18 protein-coding genes are annotated in these 23,853 nt (G+C 69.1%); 11 read left to right on the plus strand and 7 right to left on the minus strand.

The window, feature by feature from the left end; all coding sequences use genetic code 11:
• Window positions 1-261 precede the first annotated feature (261 nt).
• Complete coding sequence (locus K340_RS29380) at window positions 262-1,722, plus strand: uracil-xanthine permease family protein (RefSeq protein ID WP_084614282.1); 1,461 nt, start codon at window positions 262-264, stop codon at window positions 1,720-1,722.
• A 21-nt stretch (window positions 1,723-1,743) separates the two neighbouring features.
• On the opposite strand, the gene K340_RS0111565 is transcribed toward K340_RS29380, so the two are convergent.
• Window positions 1,744-3,432, minus strand: a complete 1,689-nt coding sequence (locus tag K340_RS0111565; RefSeq protein WP_161632094.1) for a serine hydrolase — start codon at window positions 3,430-3,432, stop codon at window positions 1,744-1,746.
• Window positions 3,433-3,515: 83 nt separating this feature from the next.
• Entirely contained in the window at window positions 3,516-5,210 is a 1,695-nt protein-coding gene (locus K340_RS29385) for an ABC transporter substrate-binding protein (RefSeq protein ID WP_084614283.1), read from the minus strand.
• A gap of 242 nt (window positions 5,211-5,452) precedes the next feature.
• Here K340_RS29385 and K340_RS0111580 point away from each other — a divergent pair, with 242 nt between their 5' ends.
• Genes K340_RS0111580 through K340_RS29395 form a run of 3 tightly spaced genes read left to right on the plus strand, consistent with a single transcriptional unit; the run spans window position 5,453 to window position 9,287 of the window.
• Window positions 5,453-6,457, plus strand: a complete 1,005-nt coding sequence (locus tag K340_RS0111580; protein WP_029136830.1) for an ABC transporter permease — start codon at window positions 5,453-5,455, stop codon at window positions 6,455-6,457.
• Window positions 6,457-8,511, plus strand: a complete 2,055-nt coding sequence (locus tag K340_RS29390; protein ID WP_211229388.1) for a dipeptide/oligopeptide/nickel ABC transporter permease/ATP-binding protein — start codon at window positions 6,457-6,459, stop codon at window positions 8,509-8,511. The genes K340_RS0111580 and K340_RS29390 overlap by 1 nt, the downstream gene beginning before the upstream one ends.
• Window positions 8,508-9,287: an ABC transporter ATP-binding protein gene (locus K340_RS29395; RefSeq protein WP_037364298.1), complete on the plus strand. Its 780-nt coding sequence runs from the start codon at window positions 8,508-8,510 to the stop codon at window positions 9,285-9,287. The genes K340_RS29390 and K340_RS29395 overlap by 4 nt, the downstream gene beginning before the upstream one ends.
• Window positions 9,288-9,313: 26 nt before the next feature.
• Here the strand turns inward: K340_RS29395 and K340_RS34220 are convergent, their stop codons facing one another.
• Together K340_RS34220 and K340_RS29405 are read right to left on the minus strand one after the other, a co-directional pair.
• Window positions 9,314-10,666, minus strand: coding sequence for an alpha/beta hydrolase (locus K340_RS34220; RefSeq protein ID WP_029136831.1), 1,353 nt, complete (start codon window positions 10,664-10,666; stop codon window positions 9,314-9,316).
• Window positions 10,663-12,378, minus strand: coding sequence for a PucR family transcriptional regulator (locus K340_RS29405; RefSeq protein WP_084614284.1), 1,716 nt, complete (start codon window positions 12,376-12,378; stop codon window positions 10,663-10,665). Before K340_RS29405 ends, K340_RS34220 begins: the two co-directional genes overlap by 4 nt.
• 185 nt (window positions 12,379-12,563) lie before the next feature.
• Here K340_RS29405 and K340_RS29410 point away from each other — a divergent pair, with 185 nt between their 5' ends.
• From K340_RS29410 to K340_RS0111630, 6 genes are all read left to right on the plus strand, one after another.
• The gene (locus tag K340_RS29410) at window positions 12,564-13,490 is read left to right on the plus strand and encodes a hypothetical protein (protein ID WP_211229389.1); all 927 of its coding nucleotides are present in this window, start codon (window positions 12,564-12,566) and stop codon (window positions 13,488-13,490) included.
• 69 nt (window positions 13,491-13,559) lie between these two features.
• Window positions 13,560-14,477: an FAD binding domain-containing protein gene (locus tag K340_RS0111610; protein ID WP_029136832.1), complete on the plus strand. Its 918-nt coding sequence runs from the start codon at window positions 13,560-13,562 to the stop codon at window positions 14,475-14,477.
• A gap of 38 nt (window positions 14,478-14,515) precedes the next feature.
• Complete coding sequence (locus K340_RS29415) at window positions 14,516-15,115, plus strand: (2Fe-2S)-binding protein (protein ID WP_154674210.1); 600 nt, start codon at window positions 14,516-14,518, stop codon at window positions 15,113-15,115.
• Window positions 15,115-17,541, plus strand: coding sequence for an aerobic carbon-monoxide dehydrogenase large subunit (gene cutA, locus K340_RS0111620; protein ID WP_029136833.1), 2,427 nt, complete (start codon window positions 15,115-15,117; stop codon window positions 17,539-17,541). Before K340_RS29415 ends, cutA begins: the two co-directional genes overlap by 1 nt.
• Before the next feature lie 17 nt (window positions 17,542-17,558).
• Window positions 17,559-18,230, plus strand: coding sequence for an SRPBCC family protein (locus tag K340_RS0111625; RefSeq protein ID WP_211229390.1), 672 nt, complete (start codon window positions 17,559-17,561; stop codon window positions 18,228-18,230).
• Window positions 18,231-18,425: 195 nt separating this feature from the next.
• Window positions 18,426-19,817 (plus strand): peptidoglycan-binding domain-containing protein, encoded by a 1,392-nt coding sequence (locus K340_RS0111630; RefSeq protein ID WP_029136835.1) that lies wholly within the window; start codon window positions 18,426-18,428, stop codon window positions 19,815-19,817.
• 200 nt (window positions 19,818-20,017) lie between these two features.
• Here K340_RS0111630 and K340_RS0111635 read toward each other — a convergent pair whose 3' ends face one another.
• A complete protein-coding gene (locus tag K340_RS0111635) occupies window positions 20,018-20,659 on the minus strand; it encodes an MBL fold metallo-hydrolase (RefSeq protein ID WP_051265906.1) in 642 nt (213 codons plus the stop codon).
• Complete coding sequence (locus K340_RS0111640) at window positions 20,656-21,765, minus strand: S-(hydroxymethyl)mycothiol dehydrogenase (protein ID WP_029136837.1); 1,110 nt, start codon at window positions 21,763-21,765, stop codon at window positions 20,656-20,658. Before K340_RS0111640 ends, K340_RS0111635 begins: the two co-directional genes overlap by 4 nt.
• Window positions 21,766-21,906: 141 nt before the next feature.
• Between K340_RS0111640 and K340_RS0111645 the strand changes: the two genes are divergently transcribed.
• Entirely contained in the window at window positions 21,907-22,743 is an 837-nt protein-coding gene (locus K340_RS0111645) for a siderophore-interacting protein (RefSeq protein WP_029136838.1), read from the plus strand.
• Window positions 22,744-22,772: 29 nt separating this feature from the next.
• Here the strand turns inward: K340_RS0111645 and K340_RS29420 are convergent, their stop codons facing one another.
• Window positions 22,773-23,849, minus strand: coding sequence for a glycerophosphodiester phosphodiesterase family protein (locus K340_RS29420; protein WP_051265909.1), 1,077 nt, complete (start codon window positions 23,847-23,849; stop codon window positions 22,773-22,775).
• Window positions 23,850-23,853: the final 4 nt, after the last annotated feature.

Consider the following 23,853-nt stretch of genomic DNA (forward strand, 5'->3'; position numbering starts at 1 on the left):
ATATCGGCCGCGAGCTGCGGTCGGTAGCGCCCGGGTGCACCCGTACGGATGACGGCCGACCCGGCGGGAGACTCGGTGTGACGGAGTGCACAATCCAACCGGGCAGACACTGGCAGATCTCACCCAACGGGCGATGGCCGGGTGGCGTTAGCGTTCCGCGAGTCCGGACCACAGCGGGTGAAGTTGTGCCGTGCGGTGGGTCCCCGGATCCGCGCACCGTCGTTGTTGCCCGCAGCGTCTGCGGCATACCAAGGAGGCACCATGGCCATCGGCTGGAAACCCGTCGCGAAAGATCTGCCGCCGGGGGCGGTGGTCAGGCCGAATGAGCGGCTGAGCTGGCCGAAGACCATCGGCATCGGCGCCCAGCACGTGGTGGCAATGTTCGGGGCGACCTTCGTCTTCCCGCTGATCATGGGCCTGGACGCGAACCTGGCCATCATGATGTCCGGCGTCTGCACGATCCTGTTCCTGCTCATCGTCAACGGCAAGATTCCCAGCTACCTGGGGACGTCGGCCTCGTTCGTCGGTGCCGTGGTGGCGATCCGGGCCGGCGGCGGAACCAGCGGCAACGTGACCGGCGCGATCCTGGTGGCCGGCGCGGTGCTGGCCCTGGTCGGCGTGCTGGTGCACTTCGTCGGAGCCGGCGTCCTGCGCAAGGTGCTGCCGCCGGTGGTCAGCGGCGCGGTCGTCATGCTCATCGGTTTCAACCTCGCCCCGGTGGTCGCCGGCACCTACTGGCCGCAGGACGAGGGCGTCGCGCTGCTGACGATGGTCTTCACCATCATCGCGGCGGTCGCTTTCCGCGGGTTCTGGTCGCGGATCGCCATCTTCCTGGCCCTGATCTTCGGCTACGTGCTGTCCTGGATCCTGGACAAGGCGGTCGGCGAGATCACCTCCTACTCGGCGGCGGCCGGCGAGGTGACCACGCACTTCCGGGTGGACCTTTCCGGCGTCGGCAAGGCCGATTGGTTCGGATTCCCGACCCTGCACTCCCCGGACTTCAAGGTCAGCTTCATCCTGCTCGCGCTGCCCGGCGTGATCGCGCTGATCGCCGAGAACACCGGTCACGTCCGGGCCGTCGCCGAGATGACCGGCGACGACCTCGACCCGTACATGGGCCGGGCGCTGTTCGCCGACGGCATCGGCACCACGCTGGCCTCGGCCGTCGGCGGTTCACCGACCACCACCTACGCCGAGAACATCGGGGTGATGGCGGCGACCAGGGTCTACTCGACGGCCGCCTACTGGGTGGCCGCGATCGTGGCGATCCTGCTAGGGCTGATCCCGAAGTTCGGCGCCATCGTCAACGCCACCCCTGGCGGGGTGCTCGGCGGCATCACCGTGGTGCTGTACGGCATGATCGGCCTGCTCGGCGCCAAGATCTGGAAGGAGAACCGGGTCGACTTCGGCAATCCGGTGAACCTGGTGCCGATCGCCGCCGGCCTGATCGCCGGTATCGGCGGCGTCACCTGGCACATCGGCTCGTCGTTCGAGCTCGGCGGGATCGCGCTCGGCTCCATCGTGGCGATCGTCGGCTTCCACATCGCCCGCTGGCTGGCACCGAAAGAACTGCAGGAGCCGCTGGTCGGCGACCGGGTCTACGTCGGCGGCACCGGACCCTCGCTGGGCAAGGTCACCACCGCCGAAGGGGACATGCATCCGTTCCAGGAAGACACCGATGACGACGCCGGCTCAGATGGCCGGGGCCGACACGGGCGCTGATCGGCGCGGATGAGTCGGCCCTCAGTCGCCGACGCGCTCGAACACCCCGACCGGCCACACCGTCACCGAACGGGCCCTGGCCCGCCCGGTGACGTCGAAGTTCACCCAGCTGTTGGCGTCGCCGGTGACCGCAAAGGTGGTGCCCTGGTGCAGCTCCAGCGGCGTGGCCGGATTCGGTCCGATCGCCAGCGTCAGACCGGTGTCGCCTTCGCCCTCGGCCACGACCGCGTCGAGCGGTCCCAGCCGGTACCGGCCGGCCAGCCGGGACGCGGTCGAATCGGGCAGGTCCAACGGCTGACGGGTGAAGACCACCGGCTCGACGGTCGGCTCCAGCAGCAGTGAAACCGCGTGCACCCGGCCGTCGAAGTCGGCCTCGAACCGGCCGGGGAAGCGAAGGTCCTTGACCTCGTCGCGCAACTCGAACGCGTCCAGGTGCACCGGTTCGAGCGCCAGCTGATAGCCGTGCAGGGTGCAGTCCAGCCGTCGGCCGGACCGGGTGACCTCGAGCGCCCCGTAGGCCGGATGGTGGTAACTGCCGACGTAGTCGGCGGTCGGTCGGGGCCGCGGCGCGCCGCCGGCCACGCTGATCCGGCGATTGGCAGCAGCATTCGGCTGGTGCACCATCAGGTCGTAGAGCTCGGCGAACCGTTCGCCCCACGGCGGCGGCTGCCGCCCGAGTAGCTCGTCGACGACGGCGAGCGGGATGGCGTCCCGGGCGCCGTTCACGTCCAGGTTCGACAGCACGACGATCCCGATGCCGGCCGCCGGCACCATGCTGACGATGCTGCTGAAACCGTCCAGGTTGCCCCCGTGGGAAATCACGGTGGTGCCGCGGTAGTCGTCGATCGACCAGCCGAAGCCGTAGCCCCGAGAGGTCCATTCGGGCCACCTGACCGGCGGCTCCGGCTTGAGCATCGCCGGCCGCTGCAGCTTGCCGACCGTCGCCGGAGTCGGCAGTCCGTTGCCGGTCACCGACGCCGGATCCAGATTGAACGCCAACCAGGCCAGCATGTCGTCCAGGTTGGAAACCAGGCTTCCAGCCGGCCCGCAGGCGTCCACCGATTCCAATGGGATCGGTCGCGTCTCGCCGTTCCGTAGCGCGTAACCCAGGCTGTGATCAGCCGGTCGCCGCTGGGACAGGCCGGTCAGTGTAGAAGTCATTCCCAGCGGCGACAGGACCCGTTGGTGCAGAGCGTCTTCCCAGCTGCTGCCGGATGCGCTGCCGGCGATGTGCCCGGCCAGCACGAACATCAGGTTGTTGTACTGCCAGCCCTGACGCAATTGCAGGCTCGGCTGCAGATGGGCCAGGCCGGCGATCAGCGCCTCCCGATCGAGTTCGTCGTTGTGGTACCAGATCAGGTCGTGCCGAGGGAGACCGGAGCGGTGCGACAGCATGTCGGCAAGGGTGAGTTGTTCGGCGGCGGCGGTGTCGGTCAGCCGCAGGCCGGGCCGATAGGTGCGTGCCGGCGCTTCCCACGACAGAGTGCCTTCGTCGACCAGGCCGCCGACCAGGGCAGCGGTGAACGCCTTGGTGCAAGAGGCGATCGGGAACAGCGTCCGGGTGGTCACCGGCTTGCCGGTTGCGACGTTGCGCAGGCCGAATCCCCGGGCCAGCAACACCGTGCCGTCCCGGACCACCCCGACCGCGGCGCCCGGGACCCCGGCCGTCGCCAGTTCCGCCTCGATTACCGCGGTCAGTCGTTCCGCCATGGCCCGATCGACGGTTGCCGGTCGGGAACCGCCGGTCCGGGAGGATCGGGAAGGTTTGGAGGCGGTGGTTCGCGCGTTCGCCATCACGAGGCGACCCGCAGGCTGGTGGCGGTGATCTGACCCGCGGTCATCCGGAAGGTGACCCCGGAACCCCAGAACGATTGCGGGGAGAAGGAGAACGGCGCCAGATTCACGTGGGACAACAGGCTCGCCTCCGCCTGGTTCCACAAGGAGCAGCCCTTCTCGGCCGGTAGTTTCATCGCTTTGGCCGTCAGCTCGGCGTACTCCGAGTTGTCGGTGTGACCGAAGTTGTTGCCCTCGGTCGGCGCCGGCCCGGTGAAGAACGGGATCAGCTGCGCCGGATTCAGCGTGCCGACACCCTGCCAGGAAATGTCCCAGGTGGCGGTCCCGAAGAGAGCGTCGCCGATCACATCGCCTGCCGTGGCCTTGACGTCGATGCCGACAGCCTTCCAGCGCGCCACTGCGAGTTCCGCGGCCGCCTGGATCGAGGGGCTGCCTGTGTCGTACATCAGCGTCAGCGACAGCGGTTTGCCGTCCTTCTCCCGGACGCCGCCGGCACCGAGCTTCCAGCCGGCCTGGTCCAGCAGCGACTTGGCCGCCTCCACGTCGAAGGCCGGCAGGTTGCTCATCGATTCGGTCGGGCAGGTGATGGCCATCACCTGCATCTGGGTCGGCACCACTCCGTTGCCGCTGGAGAACACCTTGTTCAGCTCGCTGAGATCGATGGCCGCGATCAATGCCTTGCGCAGGTTCTCGTCCTCCATCGGCAGGCCCTTCTTCTGGTTGAAGAAGAACTCGCCGGCCGGGGAGAGGATGTCGACCTTGAACAGGTTCGCCTTCGCCAGCCGGGTCCGGTCCTGCCCGACCACCGCGCCGATGTTCACGTCACCCTTCAGCAGCAGGTTGGCCAGGGTGGTCTCGTTCGCAACTACCTTGATGGTGACGGTCTTCGGCATGCCGGCCACCGCGGTGGTCGCCCCAGCCGGGCCCCAGGTGTAGCCGTCCCGGACGGTGTAGGTGTAGTGGTCGTTCGGAACGGCCTCGGTCAGCACGTACGGGCCGGACCCGGAGGTCTTGGCGGCCAGCGCGTCGCGCTTGCTCAGGTCGTCGCTGCAGATGATCGGGAATCCGTAGAGGCCCTGCAGGAAGAACGGGGACGGGCTCTTCAGCGTGATCGTCACCGTGCTGTCGCCGGACGCGGTCGCCGTCGCGCCCGCCGGTAGGTACAGCCCGGCCATCGGCGACTTGTTCTTCGGGTCGCCGGCCCAGTTCACGTTGTCCGCGACGGTCTTCGCTGTCAGCGGGGTGCCGTTGCTGCAGGTGATGCCCTGGTGGAGGTGGAAGGTCCAGGAATCGCCGTCCTGCTCCCACTTCTCGGCGAGGGCCGGGACGGGACGTCCGTCGGCGTCGATCGAGACGATGGTGTCGTACGAGAACAGCGCCAGCATGAGGTTGAACTGGCTCAGTGACGACCACGGATCGAGATTGCCGGGGTCGGCACCGAGTCCGATCGTCACCGCGCCGGCCGGCGTGCCCGCCGGTTCGGACGCGGCCCCGGAACTCGTGCCGGAACCCATGCCGGCCGACCCGGTGGCTCCCGATGATGCATCCGACCCGGTGCCGCCGGCAGTACCAGAAGCGGCACCACTCGACGTCGGCCCGGCCGATCCGGTGGAGGATCCCTGACTACCTGACGAGCATCCGGCCACCGTCAGCAACAGGGCGAGCGATGCCGCCGCCAACACGCGTGCACGCATGGGAACTCCTTCGACGGGTGAATTGGTTGATGCCAGGGTGCGCGTTCGCCGCCGGGGAAAGGTGGTTCCACTGCCCAATTTATGGCCGGTCCTCTGTTCCAACAGACAGTCGCCGGACGTCGCGCTGTAGCCATCCGCCGCCCGCTGCCTCGGTCGGGCGTGTGTCCGCGGGGCCAGAGAACCCGGTGGAGTTCGTCCGGCGATACGAGACCGGTGCCGGATGGTGCCCCGATAATCGCGGTATGGCTCAGCAGACAGCCTCGACGGCCGTCGAGCAATCACCGTCGGAGCGACCGCAACGCTCACCGTGGTTGGGGTTCCTGCTCCGGCGCACGGTGCGGCTGGTGGTCTCGCTGTTCGCCCTGATCACCTTCGCGTTCCTGATCATTCATCTGGTGCCGGGCGACCCGGTGCGCAAGGCGCTCGGGCTGAACGCCTCGCCCGAGCTGGTCAGCAGCATTCGCGCCGAGCTCGGCTTCGACCTGCCGCTGTGGCAGCAGTACCTGAAATACCTCGGCGACCTGTTCTCCGGCAATCTGGGGGTGTCGCTGGCCAGCCGGCTACCGGTCGGCGAGACGATCGGCAATCTGCTGCCGAACACTCTGCTGCTGGCGGTCATCGCCTTCGTTGTGGTGATGGTGATTGCCGTACCGCTCGGCATGCTGATGGCAGTACTCACCCAGAACGGACGGCGCCGGGGCGTCGAACTTTCCTTCACCACGGTCTCCATCGTGGTGAGCGCCATCCCTGAGTTCCTGCTGGCGGTCGGGCTGGTGTACCTGTTCGCCGTCACCAACCCTTGGTTCCCCATCGCCGGGATGGATGGCCCGGCGTCGTTCGTACTTCCGGTCGCCGCGCTCGCCCTGGGGCCGATCGCGGCCATGTCCAGGATCGTCCGGGTCGAGGCGCTGGCGGTGCTCGGCCTCGACTTCATCAGGACCGCGCGGGCCAAGAGGCTTCCTGCGTGGCGGATCTACCTGCGACATGCGCTGCCCAACGCGTTGACCGCCACCCTCACCCTGTCCGGGCTGCTGCTGTCGGGCCTGGTCGCCGGGACGGTCCTGGTGGAGACGATCTTCGCCTGGCCCGGCCTCGGCCCGTCCCTGGTCAGCTCGATCCTGGACAACGACTATCCGCTGGTCCAGGCCATCGTGCTGGTGTACGGCGGCCTGGTCCTGCTGATCAACTTCGTCGTCGACATCCTGCTCGGCCTGGCCGACCCGCGCTCGACGATCAAGGAAACCTGATGAGTACCACGGACATCGCCGAGAAGATGGTCGACCGGGCGGCAGCTAGGGCCGGGACCGGCCGCGGCGGACTGCTGCGGCGGCTCGCCACCTCACCACTGGGTATGGCGGCGCTGTTGGTCGACCTGCTGTTGCTCCTGCTGGTCGTGTTCGGGCCGATGATCTGGGGTGCGGCGGCCGAGGAGTTCGACGTCGACAACATGAATTCGCCGCCCACCGACGGGCACCTGTTCGGCACCGACAGTCTCGGCCGGGACATCCTGTTGCGGGTACTGGTGGCGACCAGGTTGTCGATCGGGCTGGCGCTCGGTGCCACCGCGATCGGCGCCGTCATCGGACTACTGCTCGGCGCCATCCCGGCGGTGGCCGGGCCGCGGGTGGGCAGGGCGGTGGTAGCAGTGGTCAACGTGGCAGTCGCGTTTCCAGGGCTGCTTCTCGCGCTCTTCTTCGCCAGCATCTTCGGCGCATCGCCGAGCGGCGCGATGCTGGCCCTCGGCGTGGCGTTCGCCCCCGGCTTCGCCCGGCTGACCCAGACCCTGACCGCCGGGGTGGTCGGCCGCGACTACGTGTCGGCGGCCAGGGTGATCGGGGTCGGCCGGCTACGGATCATCGGGCGACATCTGCTGCCGAACGTCGCAGACACCTTGGTGGTCAACATCAGTCTCAGCGCGGGCGGGGCGCTGCTGGCATTCGCCGGGCTGTCCTTTCTGGGTCTCGGTGTGCAGGCACCGTCCTACGACTGGGGTCGGATGCTCTTCGACGGCCTCGACGGCATCTACGTCAACCCGGCGGCGGCGCTGGCCCCCGGCCTGGCCATCGTGCTGGCCGGCCTCGCACTCAACCTGACCGGCGAGGTCGGTGCGCAGTTGGTCGGTCGACGGGTCGGCAGTGCCAGGCTGCCGGCGAAGCCGGCGACCGGAGCGGCCACATCCGTCGCGGACGGTCCCGACGGCTCGCCCGGCGCTGACGACCTGGTGCTCGACCTGCGCGGGCTGACGGTGAGCTTCCCCCGCGGCCGGGGTGAGAAGTCCGTCCCAGTGCGAGGTGTCGACCTGCGGATCGCCCGCGGTGAGGCGGTCGGCATTCTCGGAGAGTCGGGATCTGGGAAGTCGCTGACGGCGATGTCGGTGGCACGACTGGTGCCCGATCCGGCCAGGGTCGACGTCCAGTCGCTGACTTTCGAGGGCAGGGACCTGTCGGCCAACACGTCCCGGGAACTGCGCCGGATGCTCGGAACGACAATGTCCGTGGTGTTCCAAGACCTGATGAGTTCATTCAATCCGGTGATGAAGGTCGGTCGGCAGTTGGCCGAAGTTGCCACCGAGCACCAGGGCATCGGCCGACGGGCCGCGCTCGATCGGGCGATCGGCCGGCTGAGATCCGTCAGTATCTCCCGGGCCGAACAGCGGGCCCTGCAGTACCCGCACGAGTTGTCCGGCGGTATGCGGCAACGGGCGATGATCGCCATGGGACTGATGGGCTCTCCCACCCTGCTGATCGCCGATGAGCCGACCACCGCCCTGGACGCGACGGTGCAGCGCCGCGTCCTGCAGTTGATCGCCGGCGTCCGCGCGGCGGAACAGTCTGCGCTGCTGCTGATCTCGCACGACGTGGCGGTGGTGGCCGCGATGTGCGACCGGATCCTGGTGATGTACGCCGGCCGTGTGGTGGAGGACATCCCGGTCGACGACCTGCTGGCCGGCCCCCGGCACCCGTACAGCCGGGCGTTGCTGGCTGCCGTGCCGACCATTCAGACCGACCGCTCGCAATCGCTGCGGACCATCGAAGGTCGACCGCCGCAGCCGGCCGACTACCCGATCGGCTGCGCCTTCGCCGAACGTTGCGCGTTCGCCAGCGAGAAGTGTCAGCAGGACCCGGTTCTCGAGCCGATCGACAACGGCTCGGTGGCCTGCTGGCACCCGCAGCAGGGGCCGGTCCCCGGGGTGGTGATCGACTCTCCGGCAGTCGTGTCCCGCCAGCGGGCGACCACCGCCACGGCAGGCCCGGTGATGCCGTCCCATGAGCCCAGCCGGACGAGGGAGCGCGGTCGATGAGCAGCCTGGAGTTCCGGAACCTGACGGTGACGTTCGGGCGGGGCGAGAAGACCGTGGTGGCGGTCGATGCCGTCTCGCTGGTGGTCCCCGACCGGACGGTGGTCGGGCTGGTCGGCGAATCCGGATCCGGCAAGTCCACGCTTGCCCGCGCGGCCGTCGGCCTGGTCGACGCCCGATCAGGCGACATTCTGGTTGACGGACAGCCGGCGACCACCGGCCGGCGCCGGCGCGGCGGACTGCAGATGGTCTTTCAGGACCCGTACTCGTCGCTGGATCCGCGGATGTCCATCGGCGCCTCGATCGCCGAGGCGCTGCCCAGCGACGTGCGGCGGGCCGAGCGGCGGGGCGCCGTCGCCGAGCTGCTGGAACAGGTCGGGCTCGACCCCCTGTTGGCGCCGCGAATGCCGTCCGGCCTGTCCGGCGGCCAGCGCCAGCGGATCGCGCTGGCCAGAGCGCTGGCGGCCGAGCCGGCGGTGCTGATTGCCGACGAGATCACCTCTGCCCTTGACGTTTCGGTGCAGGGCCAGGTGCTGAACCTGTTGCGAGAGGTGCAGCGCGGGCTGGCCATGTCGGTGCTGTTCATCTCGCACAACCTGGCCACCGTTTGCTATCTTTCCGACATTGTTGCGGTGATGGAACGCGGACGGATTGTGGAGATCGGCCCGACCGAGCAGATCGTCGCCGATCCGCAACATCCCTACACCCGCGAATTGCTGGAGTCGGCCCCCCGGCTGGGTGAGAAGATCGACCCGGAACAACTGGCAGTGCCGGATTGACGGGCTGACTGACCGGGGCTTGGTGATCAGCGGCCGAGCAGGGCGATCAAGCCGTCGGCCAACGCCACCCGCCAGTGCAGCAGATCGTGTCCCCCCGGAGCCTCGACATAGTCGACGACCCGATACCCGTTGGCCTGAAGGGCGTCGGAGAACCTGCGGTTCGAGTCCAGCATGCTTGCGCCGTCCGCGTAAGGGATGGACGCATCCTCCAGGATCCCGACATCGAGCCAGAATCGCGGCGCCGGAACGACTTTCGGTGCTGCCGGGATGTTCCTGGTGAGCCACTCGGGGGCGTCGTCCCGCCCGGACGCGGCCACCAGCTCGCCGGTACCCTCCCGACGCTTGCCCCACCACACCGACGCGGACAACGACAGGACGCCGCCGATCCGATCGGGCCGGAACAACCCGAGATGGTTGGCAGCCAGCCCGCTGTAGGAAAAGCCACCGACGATCACGTCGGCTGCTTCGGACGAGATTCGGTAGCGAGCGCGGAGTTCCGGCAGCAGGTCGTCGACAACGACATCGGCGAACTCCGGGTTGCACGGGTACTCCGTCATCCTGGAGGTCTCCGAAGCGTTGTGCACCAAGACCCCGATGAACGGCCGCACCTTTCCGGCGGCGTGCAGCGCGTCGAAGATCCATGGCGCACGGACGTTCTCGTCGGCGAAGGCCTCACCGTCCAACAGCAGGAGCACCGGGAGTTGCGGACCGGCAGCGTGATGTCCGGGTGGCGTCCAGATGGTGAGGTCCCGGGAGTTGCCCAGCCGTGCCGAGTCGAACCGCCGGCGGGTCACCGTTCCCCGCTGCGCGATGGGGCGGTGCCAGGGGAAGGCCGGCGCGTCGGGCAGTTCGAGCAGGGAATCCCACTTCTCGATCGGCGGCTGCACGGCCTCCCCGGCACCACCGTCCGGTGCCGGCGTTGTCGGCTCGGCCAGCGCTGCGGGGTCGATGACGGCCGGTGGCCGGCGGTCCGGATTCATCGGGTCCGCGTGGCTCACCCGATACCGCTGCCTGACGTACCGCTGCAGCACCGCAGGGTCGTCGAGTGCCTCGGCGCCGGGGAAGGGCAGAATCCGGTCCTGGAACTGATACGTGGTGCGGATGTCCCTGCGCACCACCAGTTCGACACACCAGGCACCGGCGATCCCGGGCACCGGGTCCAGCCATGCCGACGGCTCGAGGCCGGGAAGGAGCTCGGTCCGCAGCGCGGGTCGCTCGGTGTGGTCAAGGGCTACGAAGCTCACCAGGTAATCACCGTCCGGCTGCTGCTGCCGCAGCGGACCGCGCGCGGCCCGGACGGCTTCCGTCAACCGGTGGTGTGCCGTTTGCTCGTCGCGTTCGGCGAGTCGGGAGAGTTCCTGCAGGATCGCGTTCTTCACGGTTCCTGCCTTGGCGGGGCCTGGTCCGCGGTCGGTGGCCGGTTCTGCTGGCCGAACATCGGGATGACGGCGGCCGGACGGTCTCCTGGTTGATCGCGTAGAGACATCAGCCGGAGCTGTAGCAGCGCGGCGAAGCGATCGGTCGGATCGTCCAGATCGATGTCGCCGACCTCCGCCAACCGACGGAGCCGGTACCGAAAAGTGTTCGGGTGCACGATGGCTCGTGACGCGGCGAGGGACACGTCGCCGAAGGCCTCGAGCCAGTGGTGCAGGGTATTGATGAACTGGGTCTGGTGCTGTGTGTCGTGCTCGAGCAGTCGGGCGACCGACCCGACGGGCAGCCCGCCGCGCCCCGATACCAGGTCGTCGAACTCCAGTAGCAGGGCATCGAAATGGACGTCGTCGATGGTGGCCAGCCGGCCCGACCGACCACGGGCCGCCAGCACTCGCAGGGCGCGGTCGGCATCGATCCGAGACTGCGCCAACCCGGCGGCGTCCAGTGACAGCGAACCGATCCCGATGACGGCCGGACTGTTGCTCCGGTCCAGGAACGCCCGCGCCGTGCGGGTCGCTTGGCCCGCCGGGTCGCCGAAGACCGGGAGAACGGCGTACACGACGGAACCGATGGTGGCGACCGCCGAGGTGCGGTGAAAGGCACTCAGATGCATGGCCAGTGCGTCGGAGAGGTGTTCGCGGCGGGCGGCCTGGTCGGCTGCACCGGCGAGACCCGGCGAGGCGACCAGCGACAACGCCATCACCACCGAGGATCGTCCGGCCAGACCGAGCCGGGCAATCGCGTCGCCGCTGCGGGGGCCGCCTTCCAACGCGGTGCTGACCAAGTCGGTCTGCAACCGACGGGACACGTCGGCCCCGGCACGTACCCGGAGCAGGTGCAATGCCACCAACTTGGCGCTGTCGGCGAAGGCGGCCAGTCGCTGCTCGCCCAACGGAGCGGGGACTGCCGCCCACATCGAGCCGAGGTACTCGGTGCCGGCCCATACCGGAACGGCCACTCGCGGCATCGAGAACTCACCCGAGCGGAGGACGAGCGCGTCGACATGGACCGGGTCGGTGCCGTTCTGCAGCCGGTCGAAGACGCCGCGACTCCGCAACTGGGCGATGTTCTCCGCGGGGACCTGGCGCCCGATGATGGTGGCCACCCTGGCCGGATCGGCCTCGTCTTGTCGGCCGGAGAAGGCCAGCACCCTTGAGTGGCGATCCTCGATGGTGATCGGCGCGTCGATCAGCGCAGCGACCGCGTTCGCCACGGCGAACAGATCACCGGAGGGCGGCCCGCCCAGTGACGCCGGCTCGACCTCGCCGACGTCGAACTCTGCCAGCACCGTGCCCATCACGGCGGCCAGTTGCACCCACGACGCCCCTTGCCGCAGACCGAACAGGACCAGACCGGCGCGGTCGAGCTGTTCCCGCAGTTGCGGTCCGATTGTCAACGGCAGCGGGACCACCAGCGCGACAGCGGCCGTGTCGGCCAGTTCGGCGACCAGGTCGGCCGCCTGCTGCTCGTCGTGCACGCCGACCCCGAGCACCACGGCGGCGAAGGCCGGTTCGAGCGGGTGGGCGAGGTCGTAGATGTGCACGCCACCGACGTGCCCGGTCCGCTCGATGTCGCCGTGCAGAAGATCCAGGAAGGTGCCCCCGAGATCGGACAGTACGCGGGCCAGGCCGGTCAGGGGGTGGCCAGTCGGCGCCATGGGCAGCACACCTTCACGCTAGGGATCCGTCTAAGGCCAGACTTGGTCTGTTGCCACCATCTTCCCCTGTTCGTTGGTGCCCACGGACAGTCGCGGAGGGTGATGGTGTCCGGTCACCAGGGTCCACTGAGCTTTGGTTCCGGCCGACGATGCAGAGCCCGGTGTAACCGGCGAGGCTGGTCGTCATGACGCTTCGGACGGATCCGGCGGCCCCGTCCGCCGCCGCGCCAACAGCAGCCTCGACCGGGGAGCCGAAGGCGGCCACGATGGCGCTGGGCGCGTCCGCGGCCGCGCTGTCCGCGGCGGCGGCAGCAGCTGTCCGGATCGAACTGCTCGACGATGTTGCGCACCAACGTGATGCCGCCGACGTCATCGATCAGGTGTGGCAGATGGACGAGGGACACCGGCTGCTGGAACCGAACCTCTTGCGTGCGCTTGCCCACAGCGGCAATTACGTGGCGGGCGCCTTCGCCGGGGCACAGTTGATCGGTGCTTGCGTCGGCTTCCTCGGCCGCGACGGGAACGGGAGCCAGTTGCTGCACTCGCATGTGGCGGGCGTGTTGCCCGGCGGCGCCGGTCGCGGAGTGGGTCGGGCGATGAAACTCCACCAGCGGGCGTGGTGTCTGCAGCGCGAGGTGCAGACGATAGCGTGGACCTACGATCCGCTGATCGCCCGGAACGCCTACCTCAACCTGCGGGTGCTCGGGGCCAGCGCCGAGGAGTACTTGGTGGCCTTCTACGGCCAGATGGCGGACGCGATCAATGCCGGCGACCGCACCGATCGGCTGCTGGTCCGTTGGCACCTGACGGCGCCCGTCCCCGACCCGCCCGAGGTCGGGATCGACCGGGCGGTCCCGGCTGCCATCTATCGGGATGCCGCGGGTGCGCCGGTCGCCGCCGCGACGCCGGACGCGTCACGCTGTCGGCTGGCGATCCCGGCGGACATCGAGGCACTGCGGCGCTCCGAACCGGAGCTGGCGACCAGGTGGCGGATGGTCGTCGGGGAGGTACTGCCGGCCCTGTTGGCGACAGGCTGGGCCGTCACCGGGTTCGACCGGGCGGGTCATTACCTGCTCGACCGCGCGCCGGCGGCGCCGCCAGGCAGGTCCTGACAGCAAGTCGACCCGTCGATGTCAGGTCCTGCCGTACGCCCGGGGCCGCGCTGGGGCAGGATCGTAAGGATGAAACCCGCTCCCTTCACTTGGCACGGGCCGCGCACCGTCGACGAGGCGGTCGCGGTGCTGGCCGAGGTGGGGCACGAGGGCAAGGTGCTGGCCGGCGGACAGTCGTTGATCCCGGTGCTGGCGATGCGGCTGGCCGAGCCGGCGCATCTGGTCGACATCAATGCCGTAGCAGGGTTGGACCGCATCGTTGTGGATGCCACCGGGGTGACGATCGGCGCGCTGGTTCGGCACGCGAGTCTGGAACGGGATGACGCGGCGGCCGCGGCCCAGCCGCTGTTGCGGCAGGCGCTGCGGCTGGTGGCGCATCCGACGATCCGCAATCGCGGCACCACTGTCGGCTCGCTGGCGCACGCCGACCCGTCCGGCGAGATGACCAGCGTGCTAACGCTGCTCGGCGGCACGATCACGGCTCGTTCGGCCCGCGGGGAGCGGACCATTCCGGCGACCGAGTTCTTCGTCGGGCCGCTGGAGTCGGCCCTGGCCGCGGACGAACTCGCGGTGTCGGCGCACTTCCCGGCCGCCTCTGCCGGCACCGGCTCGGCGTTCGTCGAGGTGGCCAGGCGGCACGGCGACTATGCGCTGTGCGGCGTCGGCGCGGTCGCCACGGTCGACCCCGCCGGCGCGGTCACCGGCCTGCGCTGCGGCTACCTCTCGGTCTCCGAGACTCCGCTGACGGTGGATCTGACCGACGCCTGGAACTCCGGTGACGACGCAGCGGCCGCCACCGCGGCGGCGGCCCGGGCGGCCGTCGACCCGCTGCCGGACATTCACGCCACCGCCGAGTACCGCCGTCAGCTGGCCGGCGTGCTGACCGTCCGGGCGGCCGAACAGGCGGTGGCGCAGGCCGTTCAGCGCGTCGGAACAATGGGTCGGGACAACGAGTCGGGACACAACGAGGAGGACCGCAGCGCGTGAGTGAGCAGGTCAGATCAACGTCCCGGAACGGCGCCGAGGTGGCTACCGGCACCGTGCCAGCCGGTGCCCGATCGACGGTCGCCGTCACGGTGAACGGCACTCACCGCAGCGCGGAGGTGGAGTCCCGACGCACCCTCAGCGACTACCTGCGGCACGATCTCGGCCTCACCGGGACCCACGTCGGCTGCGAGCACGGCGTGTGTGGCGCCTGCACGGTGCTGCTGGACGGCACCCCGGTGCGCAGTTGCCTGGTCTTCGCGGTCACGGCGGCCGGCCACCAGGTGACCACGGCCGAGGGCCTCGGCCAGCTCGACGAGTCCGGCGACCCGAACTCGCTGTCGCCCGTGCAACGGGCGTTCCGGGACTGCCATGCGCTGCAGTGCGGGTTCTGTACCCCGGGCTTCATGACCACCATCACCGCCGGGATCGCCGAGAACCCGGACCCGACCAGGGACGAGGCGGTCGAGATGATCGCCGGGAACCTGTGCCGCTGCACCGGGTATCAGAACATTGTCGACGCGGTGCTACGGGCAGCCGAGCTGGCGAAGGACCCAGCGGCGCCGCTCACCGACCGGTTCACCGAGCATTCGGATGCCGCCCATTCCGCTGACCAGGACGCCGACGGGGCCGGCGCCTGATGGTCACTCGCTATTTCGGCACCGCCGTCAAACGCACCGAGGACCTTCGGCTGACCACCGGGCACGGTCGGTACACCGACGACGTCGGTACCGGCCCCGACGGGGAGCATGCCCTTGAAGTCGCCTACCTGCGTTCCCCGCACGCGCACGCCAGAATCCTGGACATCGACGTCACCGACGCCCTGGACGTCGAGGGTGTAGTGGCCATCTATACCCACGAGGACCTGGAAGGTGCTGCAGGGGAGCCACTTCCGGTGCTGATCCCGCATCCCGGACTGCATGCCGCGCGGACCGGCTATGCGCTGGCGAAGGATACGGTGCGGCACGTCGGCGAGTCGATCGTGATGGTGGTGGCGGAGAACCGCTACCTGGCCGAGGATGCCGTCAACCGGATCCGGGTCGATTACGAGTTCCTGGCACCCGTGGTCGGGATCGAGGCGTCCCGGGCCGCGGCGTCGACCGTGCACGACGACGTTCCGGACAACGTCGCCGCCCACCTGGTACAGGAACGCGGCGACGCCAGGGCGGCCGTTGCCGGCGCGCCGCACACCCTGGAGTACGACCTGTCGATCGAGCGGTCCGCGTCGATGCCGTTGGAGGGCAAGGCGGTTCACGCGAAGTGGGATGCCGACGACGCCAGCCTGCGGGTCTACAGTTCGACCCAGGCATCCACCAGCGTGCGGGCGGCCATCGCGGCCAAGCTCGGGCTGGCGCTGGGCAAGGTGGAGGTGATCGCGCCGGACGTCGGCGGCGGGTTCGGGGTGAAGATCGTCCATCCGTGGCCCGAGGAGATCACGGTTCCGATGGCCGCGATGCGGCTCGGCCGACCGGTCAAGTGGACCGAGGACCGCCGCGAACACTTCATCTCGGCGGCGCACGAGCGCGGGCAGGAACATCACGTCCGGGTCGGATTCGATGACGAGGGACGGATTCTCGGCCTCGATGTCACCTTCTGGCACGACAACGGCGCCTACACCCCGTACGGCATCATCTGCCCGATCGTCACCTCGACCCAGCTGCTCGGCCCGTACAAGCCGGCGAACTATCGGGTGGAGTTCTCCTCGGTGTACACCAACACGGTGATCGTCACCCCGTACCGCGGGGCCGGCCGGCCGCAGGGTGTCTTCGTGATGGAACGCACCATGGACCGGATCGCCCAGTACCTGGGCAGAGACCGCACGCAGGTCCGGTCGGCGAACTTCATCCTGCCCGACGAGTTCCCTTACGACCAGGGCCTGATCTTTCAGGACGGCCGGCCATTGATCTACGACTCCGGCAACTACCCCGACCAGCTGACCATGCTCAAGGAAATGATCGGCTGGGACGAATTCCCTGCGCTGCAACAACAAGCGCGGGCGTCGGGTCGGCTGCTGGGTATCGGGCTCGGCTGCTACGTCGAGGGCACCGGGCCGGGTCCGTACGAGGGTGCGCACGTCAACGTACAGACCGACGGCAGCGTCGAGGTGGCGATCGGGCTAACCAGCCAGGGTCAGGGACACCAGACGGTGTTCGCCCAGATCGTCGCCGACGAGCTCGGCGTTGACTTCGACAAGATCAGAGTGGTGACCGGCGACACCCGACGTTTTGGTTACGCGGTCGGCACTTTCGCCTCGCGGGCGGCGGTGATGTCCGGATCTGCGGTGGCGCTGGCAGCACGCAAGACGAAGGCCAAGGCGCTGCGGGTGGCGGCCGACGTGCTGGAGTGCAACCCGGACGATCTGGAGATCGAGTCCGGCCTGATCTCCATGAAGGGCAACCCGTCGACGTCGATCCCGCTCGGCCAGGTTGCAGTGTTGTCCAACCCGCTGCGCTATGCGTTCGATGAGGCCGCCAAGGCCGCCACCCAGTTCGCCAAGCCGGCCGACCCGGACAAGCCGCCGGTCGCCGAGGGGGAGGAACCGGGGCTGGAGGGTAAGGACTACTACTCGCCGCCGCGGTCCACCTTCGCCTCCGGCATGCATGCGGCGATCGTCGAGATCGACGCGGACACCAGCGAAATCGCCATCCGCAAGTACTGCGTGGTGCACGACTGCGGCAACCTGATCAATCCGATGATCGTCGAGGGTCAGGTGCACGGCGGGGTCGCGCAAGGGGTCGGCGGCGCGCTGTACGAGGTGATGGCCTACGACGAGTCCGGACAGTTGCAGAACGCCTCGTTCATGGACTTCCTGATGCCGTACGTCACCGAGGTGCCGCGACTGGAACTGGGCCATCAGATGACACCGTCGCCGCTGAACCCGTTGGGCATCAAGGGGGCAGGTGAGGCCGGCGTCATCCCGGTGGCGGCGACCATCGCCTCGGCGGTGGAGGATGCGGTGGGGCTGCGGATCGACGCGATGCCGCTCAATCCGAGCAAGTTGTTCGAGTTGCGCGCGACGGCCACCGCGCTGACGACGAATCAGGTACGAGAAGGGTTGACCCCGTGAAGGTTTCCGGTTCCTCAGTGCTGCATGCCCCCCCCGACAGGGTGTGGCAGGCGATCAACGACCCGGCGGTGTTGGCCGGGGTGATCCCCGGTTGCGACCAGCTCACCGAGATCGGTGACGGACACTTCGGGATGACCGTCACCCTCGGGGTGGCGGCGATCAAGGGCAGCTACACCGGCGAGGTGCGGCTCTACGACAAGGTTCCGCCGGCGAGCGCCGGTGCGACGGCGTCGCTGACCATGCGCGCCAACGGCGCCGGCGGGCCGGGCACCATCGACACCACGGTGGCGGTGAAACTGACCGACCTGGGCGATGGCACCACCCAGCTGGACTACGACGCCGACGCCGTGGTCGGCGGGATGGTCGGCGGCGTCGGCCAGCGGGTGTTGACCAGCGTCGCCAAGAAGACCGCTGGGCTGTTCTTCTCGGCGATTGACGACGTGTTGACCGGCAAGAAGCCGGCCGGCAAGGCGCCGGCGGCTGCGGAGCCACTGGTCGTCGCGGGGGCGGTCGGTGGTGAGGTCGGGCCCGGCCCCGGTCAACCGGATTCCTACCTGCCGGGCCACGTCGGGCCGCTGTCGCTGGCCGCGAGGGTGCAGACCCTGCCGCTGCTGGGGGCGGCGTTGTTCGGTGCGGCCAGCATGCTCGCCGGGGTGTTGGTCGGCGCCCGGATCGCCCGTCGGCGCTAGTTGACCGGCCGCTCACCGGCCACCGTCGAATTCGTCACTCTTCGTCATTCGCGCAGGTGAGGTGCCTACGGGCGACCGAAGTTCGGCGACGATCCGGACAAAACGACGGGGCGACCCAGGGTCCTGAAGTACCGTGACGGGTTGCGAGGGCACGGCAGCCGGTTGTGCCACAGGACAGCGACGCACGGAGGACCAGTGGCGGGTGACGACCAGCGTCCGGGTTCGGGATCGAATCCGGACAACGACATCACCGTCCCGAACATCTTCGGCGGGGCGCCGCGGGACGACGATCCGGCCGCGATCCTGCCAGGGCTCAGCGCTCGACAGACCCCGCAACCGCCGGCCTGGGAGCAGCCCCAACAGCCCGCGGGCGGGCCGTACAGCTCCGGCCCCTACCGAGTCGATCCCTACCGCGCCGATCCCTACCGCACCGACGGAGGCGCCGCGGCCGGTTACCCAGCGCCCGGATACGGAGCGCCCGGATACGGTCCCACCTCGATCGAACCGACCAGGATGACGGCGCTGCCGCCGGAGGCCCATCGGCGGCGCAATGCCCTGTTCGGCGTCATCGGAGTGATCGGGCTGACGGTGGCCGTCGTGCTCGCCGCGATCCTGATCGCGCCGAATTGGTCCAAGGACAATGCCCAGCCGGATCCGGACGCACCGATCGGGACCGCGACGTCTGCCACTGGCAGCATCTCCGGCTCGGTCGAGCCCACCGGTGGCAGCCCGACGGCGGGAACCGCGAGCGGATCCGGCGGCACCGGAGCGCCGGACACCGATCCCGCGACCTCCTCCGTTGCGCCGCACACCGTCACGGTGACGGCGACCGGCGCCGTTGGCGCCGGACCGGGGACCGCGACCACGCCGGCGAAGCCGACCACCACCAGGCCGACGGCGGTCACCCCCACGACGACGGCGAAGTCCACGACGACGGCGAAGCCGACGACCAAGGCGAAGCCGACGACCAAGCCGAAGCCGACCACCAAGCCGAAGCCGACCACCAAGCCGAAGCCGGCCGGTCTCGGCGTGCCGGAGGCCGATATCCCCTGCAGTGGCGGGTATCTCGTGCAACTGGCCTCCGAACTCGACCGAGCAGCGTTCACCTCGCGGGTGGCGACCTTGAAGTCGCAGGGCATGGTTCCGGCCGATGCCAAGGCCGCCGACTCCAAGAAGTCGTGCGGCATCTTCGCCAACCAGCGCAACACCTGGGTGCTCTACGCGGGCACCTACGCCCAGCCGTACGACGCCTGCGCCGCCCGGCTGGCAGGCCCGGCCGACGCGTTCATCAAGGGCGCCAACCCGAATACCTCGCACGCCTACTACTCCTGCGTCTGCCCGGCCAACCCGGCGAAGATCCCGGCAGTCGGCCCCGGCAGCAACCAGCACGCCTGGATCGGCGAATTGCAGCGGGTGCTGGCGAACCGGTTGAACTATTCGGTCGGCCCGCTGGGCCCGGACCAGTGGGGTGTCTACACGCCGGGCACCCAGCAAGCGGTCCGCACCTTCCAGGCCGACCACAAGCTGCCGGTCACCGGCACCGTCGACGCACGCACCTGGAAGGCGTTGCGCGGCGCCCAGTGCTGAGCCGTTTTGGTTCGCCGGCCGCGCTGTGTCATTTGGTTCGCCGGCCGCGCTGTGTCATTTGGTTCGCCGGCCGCGCTCGGCTGCGGTCACAATCCCGCTCCTTCGTCGCGGGCTTGTGTCCTCGCTTCGCTGTGCCGGCGAACGGCAGGCGTAGCGGGGTTGTCCCGGGGGCGTAGCGGGGTTGTCCCGGCACTCCGCCGTCAGCGGCCCAGCGCGTCGGCTTCTGCCTCGATGGTGGTCGAGTCGCCGTGCCCGGTGTGCACCACGGTGGCCGGCGGCAGGGTGAACAGCTGGTGCCGGATCGACCGTTCGATCGTCGGGCGGTCGGAGAAGCTGCGGCCGGTCGCGCCCGGGCCACCGTTGAACAGCGTGTCGCCGGTGAACACCACGCCCAGTGCGGGCGCGTACAGGCAGACCGCGCCGGGCGAGTGGCCCGGCGTGTGCAGCACCCGCAGCTCCGCCCCACCGGACCGGAGCAGCTGGCCGTCGGCCAGGTCATCGTCCGGCCGGACGTCCGGATGGGTCAGTTCCCAGAGCGGAAGGTCGGCCGGGTGTAACAGAATCGGTGCCCCGGTACGGGATCTCAGCTCCGGTGCCACCCGGACATGATCGTCGTGGGCATGCGTGCAGACGATCGCGGTCACGGTGCGGCCGCCCACCACGGCCATGATGTCGTCGACACTGTGCGGTGCGTCGATCACCAGGCATTCGTTGTCGTTGCCGACCACCCAGATGTTGTTGTCCACCTGATGCGTCTCGCCGTCCAGCGAGAAGGTGCCGGAGGTGACTGCATGGTCGATCCGCGGCGCCGAGGTCGCATCCGCGCTGCCGACGATGCTCATCTGTTCCCCACAACCACTACGGACCGGAGCACGTCACCCGAGTGCATCTTGGTGAACGCCGCCTCGACGTCGTTGATCCCGACTGTCTCCGAGACGAAGGCGTCCAACGGTAGCCGGCCCTGCAGGAACAGGTCGATGAGCATCGGAAAGTCCCTCGACGGCAGGCAGTCTCCGTACCACGACGACTTCAGCGCACCGCCCCGGCCGAACACGTCGAGCAGCGGGATTTCCGGGATCGTCATCTCCGGGGTGGGAACGCCGACCAGTACCACCACGCCGGCCAGGTCCCGGGCGTAGAACGCCTGTTTCCAGGTCTCCGGCCGACCGACCGCGTCGATCACCACGTCGGCGCCGTTGCCGTCGGTCAGCGCCTGGATCGCCTCGACCGGGTCGGTGGCCGAGCTGTTGATGGTGTGCGTGGCACCGAGATCCTTTGCGGTGGCGAGCTTCCGGTCGTCCAGGTCGACGGCGATGATCTTCGCGGCGCCGGCCAGCCGGGCACCGGCGATGGCCGCCGCGCCGACGCCGCCGCAGCCGATCACCGCGACGGAATCGCCGCGGCCGACGCCGCCGGTGTTGATCGCGGCGCCCAGGCCGGCCATCACCCCGCAGCCCAGTAGGCCGGCGACGGCCGGCGGGGCCGCCGGATCGACCTTGGTGCACTGGCCGGCAGCGACCAGCGTGTAGTCCGAGAAGGCGCCGATGCCCAGCGCCGGGCTGAGTTCGGTGCCGGCATCCGGGCCGTCGGCGATGGTCATCTTCTGCGACGCGTTGTGGGTGTTGAAGCAGTACCAGGGCCTGCCGCGGCGGCAGGCGCGGCAATCGCCGCAGACCGCGCGCCAGTTCAGGATCACGTAGTCGCCGGGCGTCACCTCGGTGACACCCTCGCCGACCGCCTCGACCAGGCCGGCCGCCTCGTGGCCCAGCAGATACGGGTACTCGTCGCCGATGCCGCCCTCGCGGTAGTGCAGGTCGGTGTGGCACACCCCGCAGGCCTGCACCTTCACCACCGCCTCGCCGGGTCCGGGGTCCGGCACGCTGATGGTGACCACCTCGACGGGCGCGCCCTTGGCGCGGGCGATGACAGCCTGGCTCGTACGGGGCATGGGCTTCTCCTGGGATATCGGCGACGGTCGCTCAGGCCCACCCTAACGAGCGCGGCGTGCCCCGCCGGACCGGGCGGTCGGCCGGTCGACGAATCGATAATTAGGTTAGGCTGGCCTAATTCTAAAACGGAAGGGCGTTCGATGGCACGCACCAATCTCTCGACGACCCGGGTCAAGCCGGCCGAGTCGACGCTGCTCAACCTGCGGGTTCTCCGGCGGCAGCGAATCTCGCCGAACTTCTCCCGGGTGACGCTGGGCGGCGGCGACATCGCGCGGTTCGACCACATGGGCTTCGACCAATGGTTCCGGCTGTTCATCCCGATCGCTGACCACACGCTGGAACGGCTACCGGACAAGCTCGACACCCTGTCGTACGTCAAATATCTGACGATGCCGAAGGCGACCCGGCCGATCATGCGGAACTACACCGTGCGGGCGTTTCGCCCTGGTGGCTCCGACGGTCCGGAACTCGATGTGGACTTCGTCCTGCACGGCGACCCGGCCGCCGGCCCGGTAGGCCCGGCCGCGACCTGGGCGCAGTCGTGCTCCGCGGGGGACGCGGTGGCGATCATTGACGAAGGCACCGCGTTCAACCCCGATCCGCAGTGCAGCCGACTGTTCCTCGTGGCCGATGAGACCGGCCTGCCGGCGGTGGCCGGAATTCTCGGTTCGCTGGGTGATGACGCCACCGGGACGGCCGTCGTGGAGACCCCGCACCCGGACGACGCCCAACCGATCGTCGGGCCGTCCGGCGTCGAACTCCGATGGGTGGTCCGGGACGACCCGCATGCCGCACCCGGCCGGGCCGCGGTGCGGCACGCGCTGGACGAGGGCGTCGACCCGCAGATGTTCGGCTGGGCGGTTGGTGAGTCGCACGTCCCGACGACGATGCGCCGGCACTGGGTCGGGCAGGGTGTCCCGAAGACCAGCATCATGTTCTGCGGCTACTGGAAGCTACCGCGCGGACGCCGGGACTGACCGTTGACCGCCGGCGCCTCGGCAGCCGATCAGGCCGGGAAGGCCGGTGGCAGCGGCAGTTTGTTGTCCGCCATCACCGTGCGCAACCGGGTCGGGTAGTTGGTGATGATGCCGTCGACTCCGATGTCGATCAGCTGCTGCATCTGGTCCGGGTCGTCCACCGTCCAGGGAATCACCGTGAGCCCCAAGGCATGTGCCTCCTGGACCATCCCGGGAGTCACGTCGACCACCGCTGGCGAAACAGCGGTCACCCCGTCGATCGCGTGCGCCGCCTTCACCACGTCCCGGTCGTAGTCGTCGATGTCCAGCCCGCCGAGCCAGGGCGACGCGCCGGGCAGGTCCATCTGGGTGTTCGCGGTGGTGGTCAATGCGACCAGCGGCACCGTCGGATCGAGCCGGTGCATGGCCTGCAGCGAGCTCCAGTCGAAGCTCTGGATGGTGACCTGATCGGCAAGGCCGGACGCCGTGATCTGATCGTGCAACAGGCCGACGAACTCGTCGACCGGCGCGCTCTGCTCCCGCGCGGTGGCGTCGATCTTGGTCTCGATGTTCATCATCACGGTGGCGCGGTGAGCCTTGACCAGAGCGAAGACTTCCTGCAGCTCAGGGATTCTCGAGCCCTTGGTGGCCTGCTGCTCCGGCATCCCGGGGCGCTGTTGGAAGCCGCAGTCCAGGGTCAACAGTTGGGCCAGCGTCAGATCGTGAACCACCTTCCCGACGTAGGGGTACTGCGGATCGTTCTTCGTTGCCGGGGCCGTCTCTGCGCAGACGTCGGGATTGATGGTGTTGTCGTGGGTGACGACGACCTTGCCGTCCTTGGTGATCTGGGTGTCCAGTTCCAGCGTGGTCACCCCGAGCTCGATGGCATGGGTGAAACTCGCGATCGAGTTCTCGGTGCGTTCGCCGGCGCCGCCGCGATGCGCCTGCAGGTCGAGCTTCCTCGACCTGATCGGCGACGCGGCGGTGCTGTGGTCGCCGGTGCCGTCAGCCATCGGTGGCCCGGTCGACGTCCCGACCGACGTCCCGAGCGATGTCCCGACCGACGTTCCGGCCGATGAACAGCCGGCGACCACGACGAACACCGCGGCGCCGAGCGCCGTGGTCATTGTC

It is taken from the genome of Nakamurella lactea DSM 19367, assembly GCF_000426645.1.
In the GTDB taxonomy this organism is placed as follows: domain Bacteria; phylum Actinomycetota; class Actinomycetes; order Mycobacteriales; family Nakamurellaceae; genus Nakamurella; species Nakamurella lactea.

What these genes read in the sequence shown, in the direction of transcription:
- K340_RS29380 (WP_084614282.1), top strand. Translation starts at nt 262, where the DNA reads ATGGCCATCGGCTGGAAACCCGTCGCGAAAGATCTGCCGCCGGGGGCG.
- K340_RS0111565 (WP_161632094.1), bottom strand. Translation starts at nt 3,432, where the DNA reads ATGGCGGAACGACTGACCGCGGTAATCGAGGCGGAACTGGCGACGGCC.
- K340_RS29385 (WP_084614283.1), bottom strand. Translation starts at nt 5,210, where the DNA reads ATGCGTGCACGCGTGTTGGCGGCGGCATCGCTCGCCCTGTTGCTGACG.
- K340_RS0111580 (WP_029136830.1), top strand. Translation starts at nt 5,453, where the DNA reads ATGGCTCAGCAGACAGCCTCGACGGCCGTCGAGCAATCACCGTCGGAG.
- K340_RS29390 (WP_211229388.1), top strand. Translation starts at nt 6,457, where the DNA reads ATGAGTACCACGGACATCGCCGAGAAGATGGTCGACCGGGCGGCAGCT.
- K340_RS29395 (WP_037364298.1), top strand. Translation starts at nt 8,508, where the DNA reads ATGAGCAGCCTGGAGTTCCGGAACCTGACGGTGACGTTCGGGCGGGGC.
- K340_RS29405 (WP_084614284.1), bottom strand. Translation starts at nt 12,378, where the DNA reads ATGGCGCCGACTGGCCACCCCCTGACCGGCCTGGCCCGCGTACTGTCC.
- K340_RS29410 (WP_211229389.1), top strand. Translation starts at nt 12,564, where the DNA reads ATGACGCTTCGGACGGATCCGGCGGCCCCGTCCGCCGCCGCGCCAACA.
- K340_RS0111610 (WP_029136832.1), top strand. Translation starts at nt 13,560, where the DNA reads ATGAAACCCGCTCCCTTCACTTGGCACGGGCCGCGCACCGTCGACGAG.
- cutA (WP_029136833.1), top strand. Translation starts at nt 15,115, where the DNA reads ATGGTCACTCGCTATTTCGGCACCGCCGTCAAACGCACCGAGGACCTT.
- K340_RS0111635 (WP_051265906.1), bottom strand. Translation starts at nt 20,659, where the DNA reads ATGAGCATCGTCGGCAGCGCGGATGCGACCTCGGCGCCGCGGATCGAC.
- K340_RS0111640 (WP_029136837.1), bottom strand. Translation starts at nt 21,765, where the DNA reads ATGCCCCGTACGAGCCAGGCTGTCATCGCCCGCGCCAAGGGCGCGCCC.
- K340_RS0111645 (WP_029136838.1), top strand. Translation starts at nt 21,907, where the DNA reads ATGGCACGCACCAATCTCTCGACGACCCGGGTCAAGCCGGCCGAGTCG.
- K340_RS29420 (WP_051265909.1), bottom strand. Translation starts at nt 23,849, where the DNA reads ATGACCACGGCGCTCGGCGCCGCGGTGTTCGTCGTGGTCGCCGGCTGT.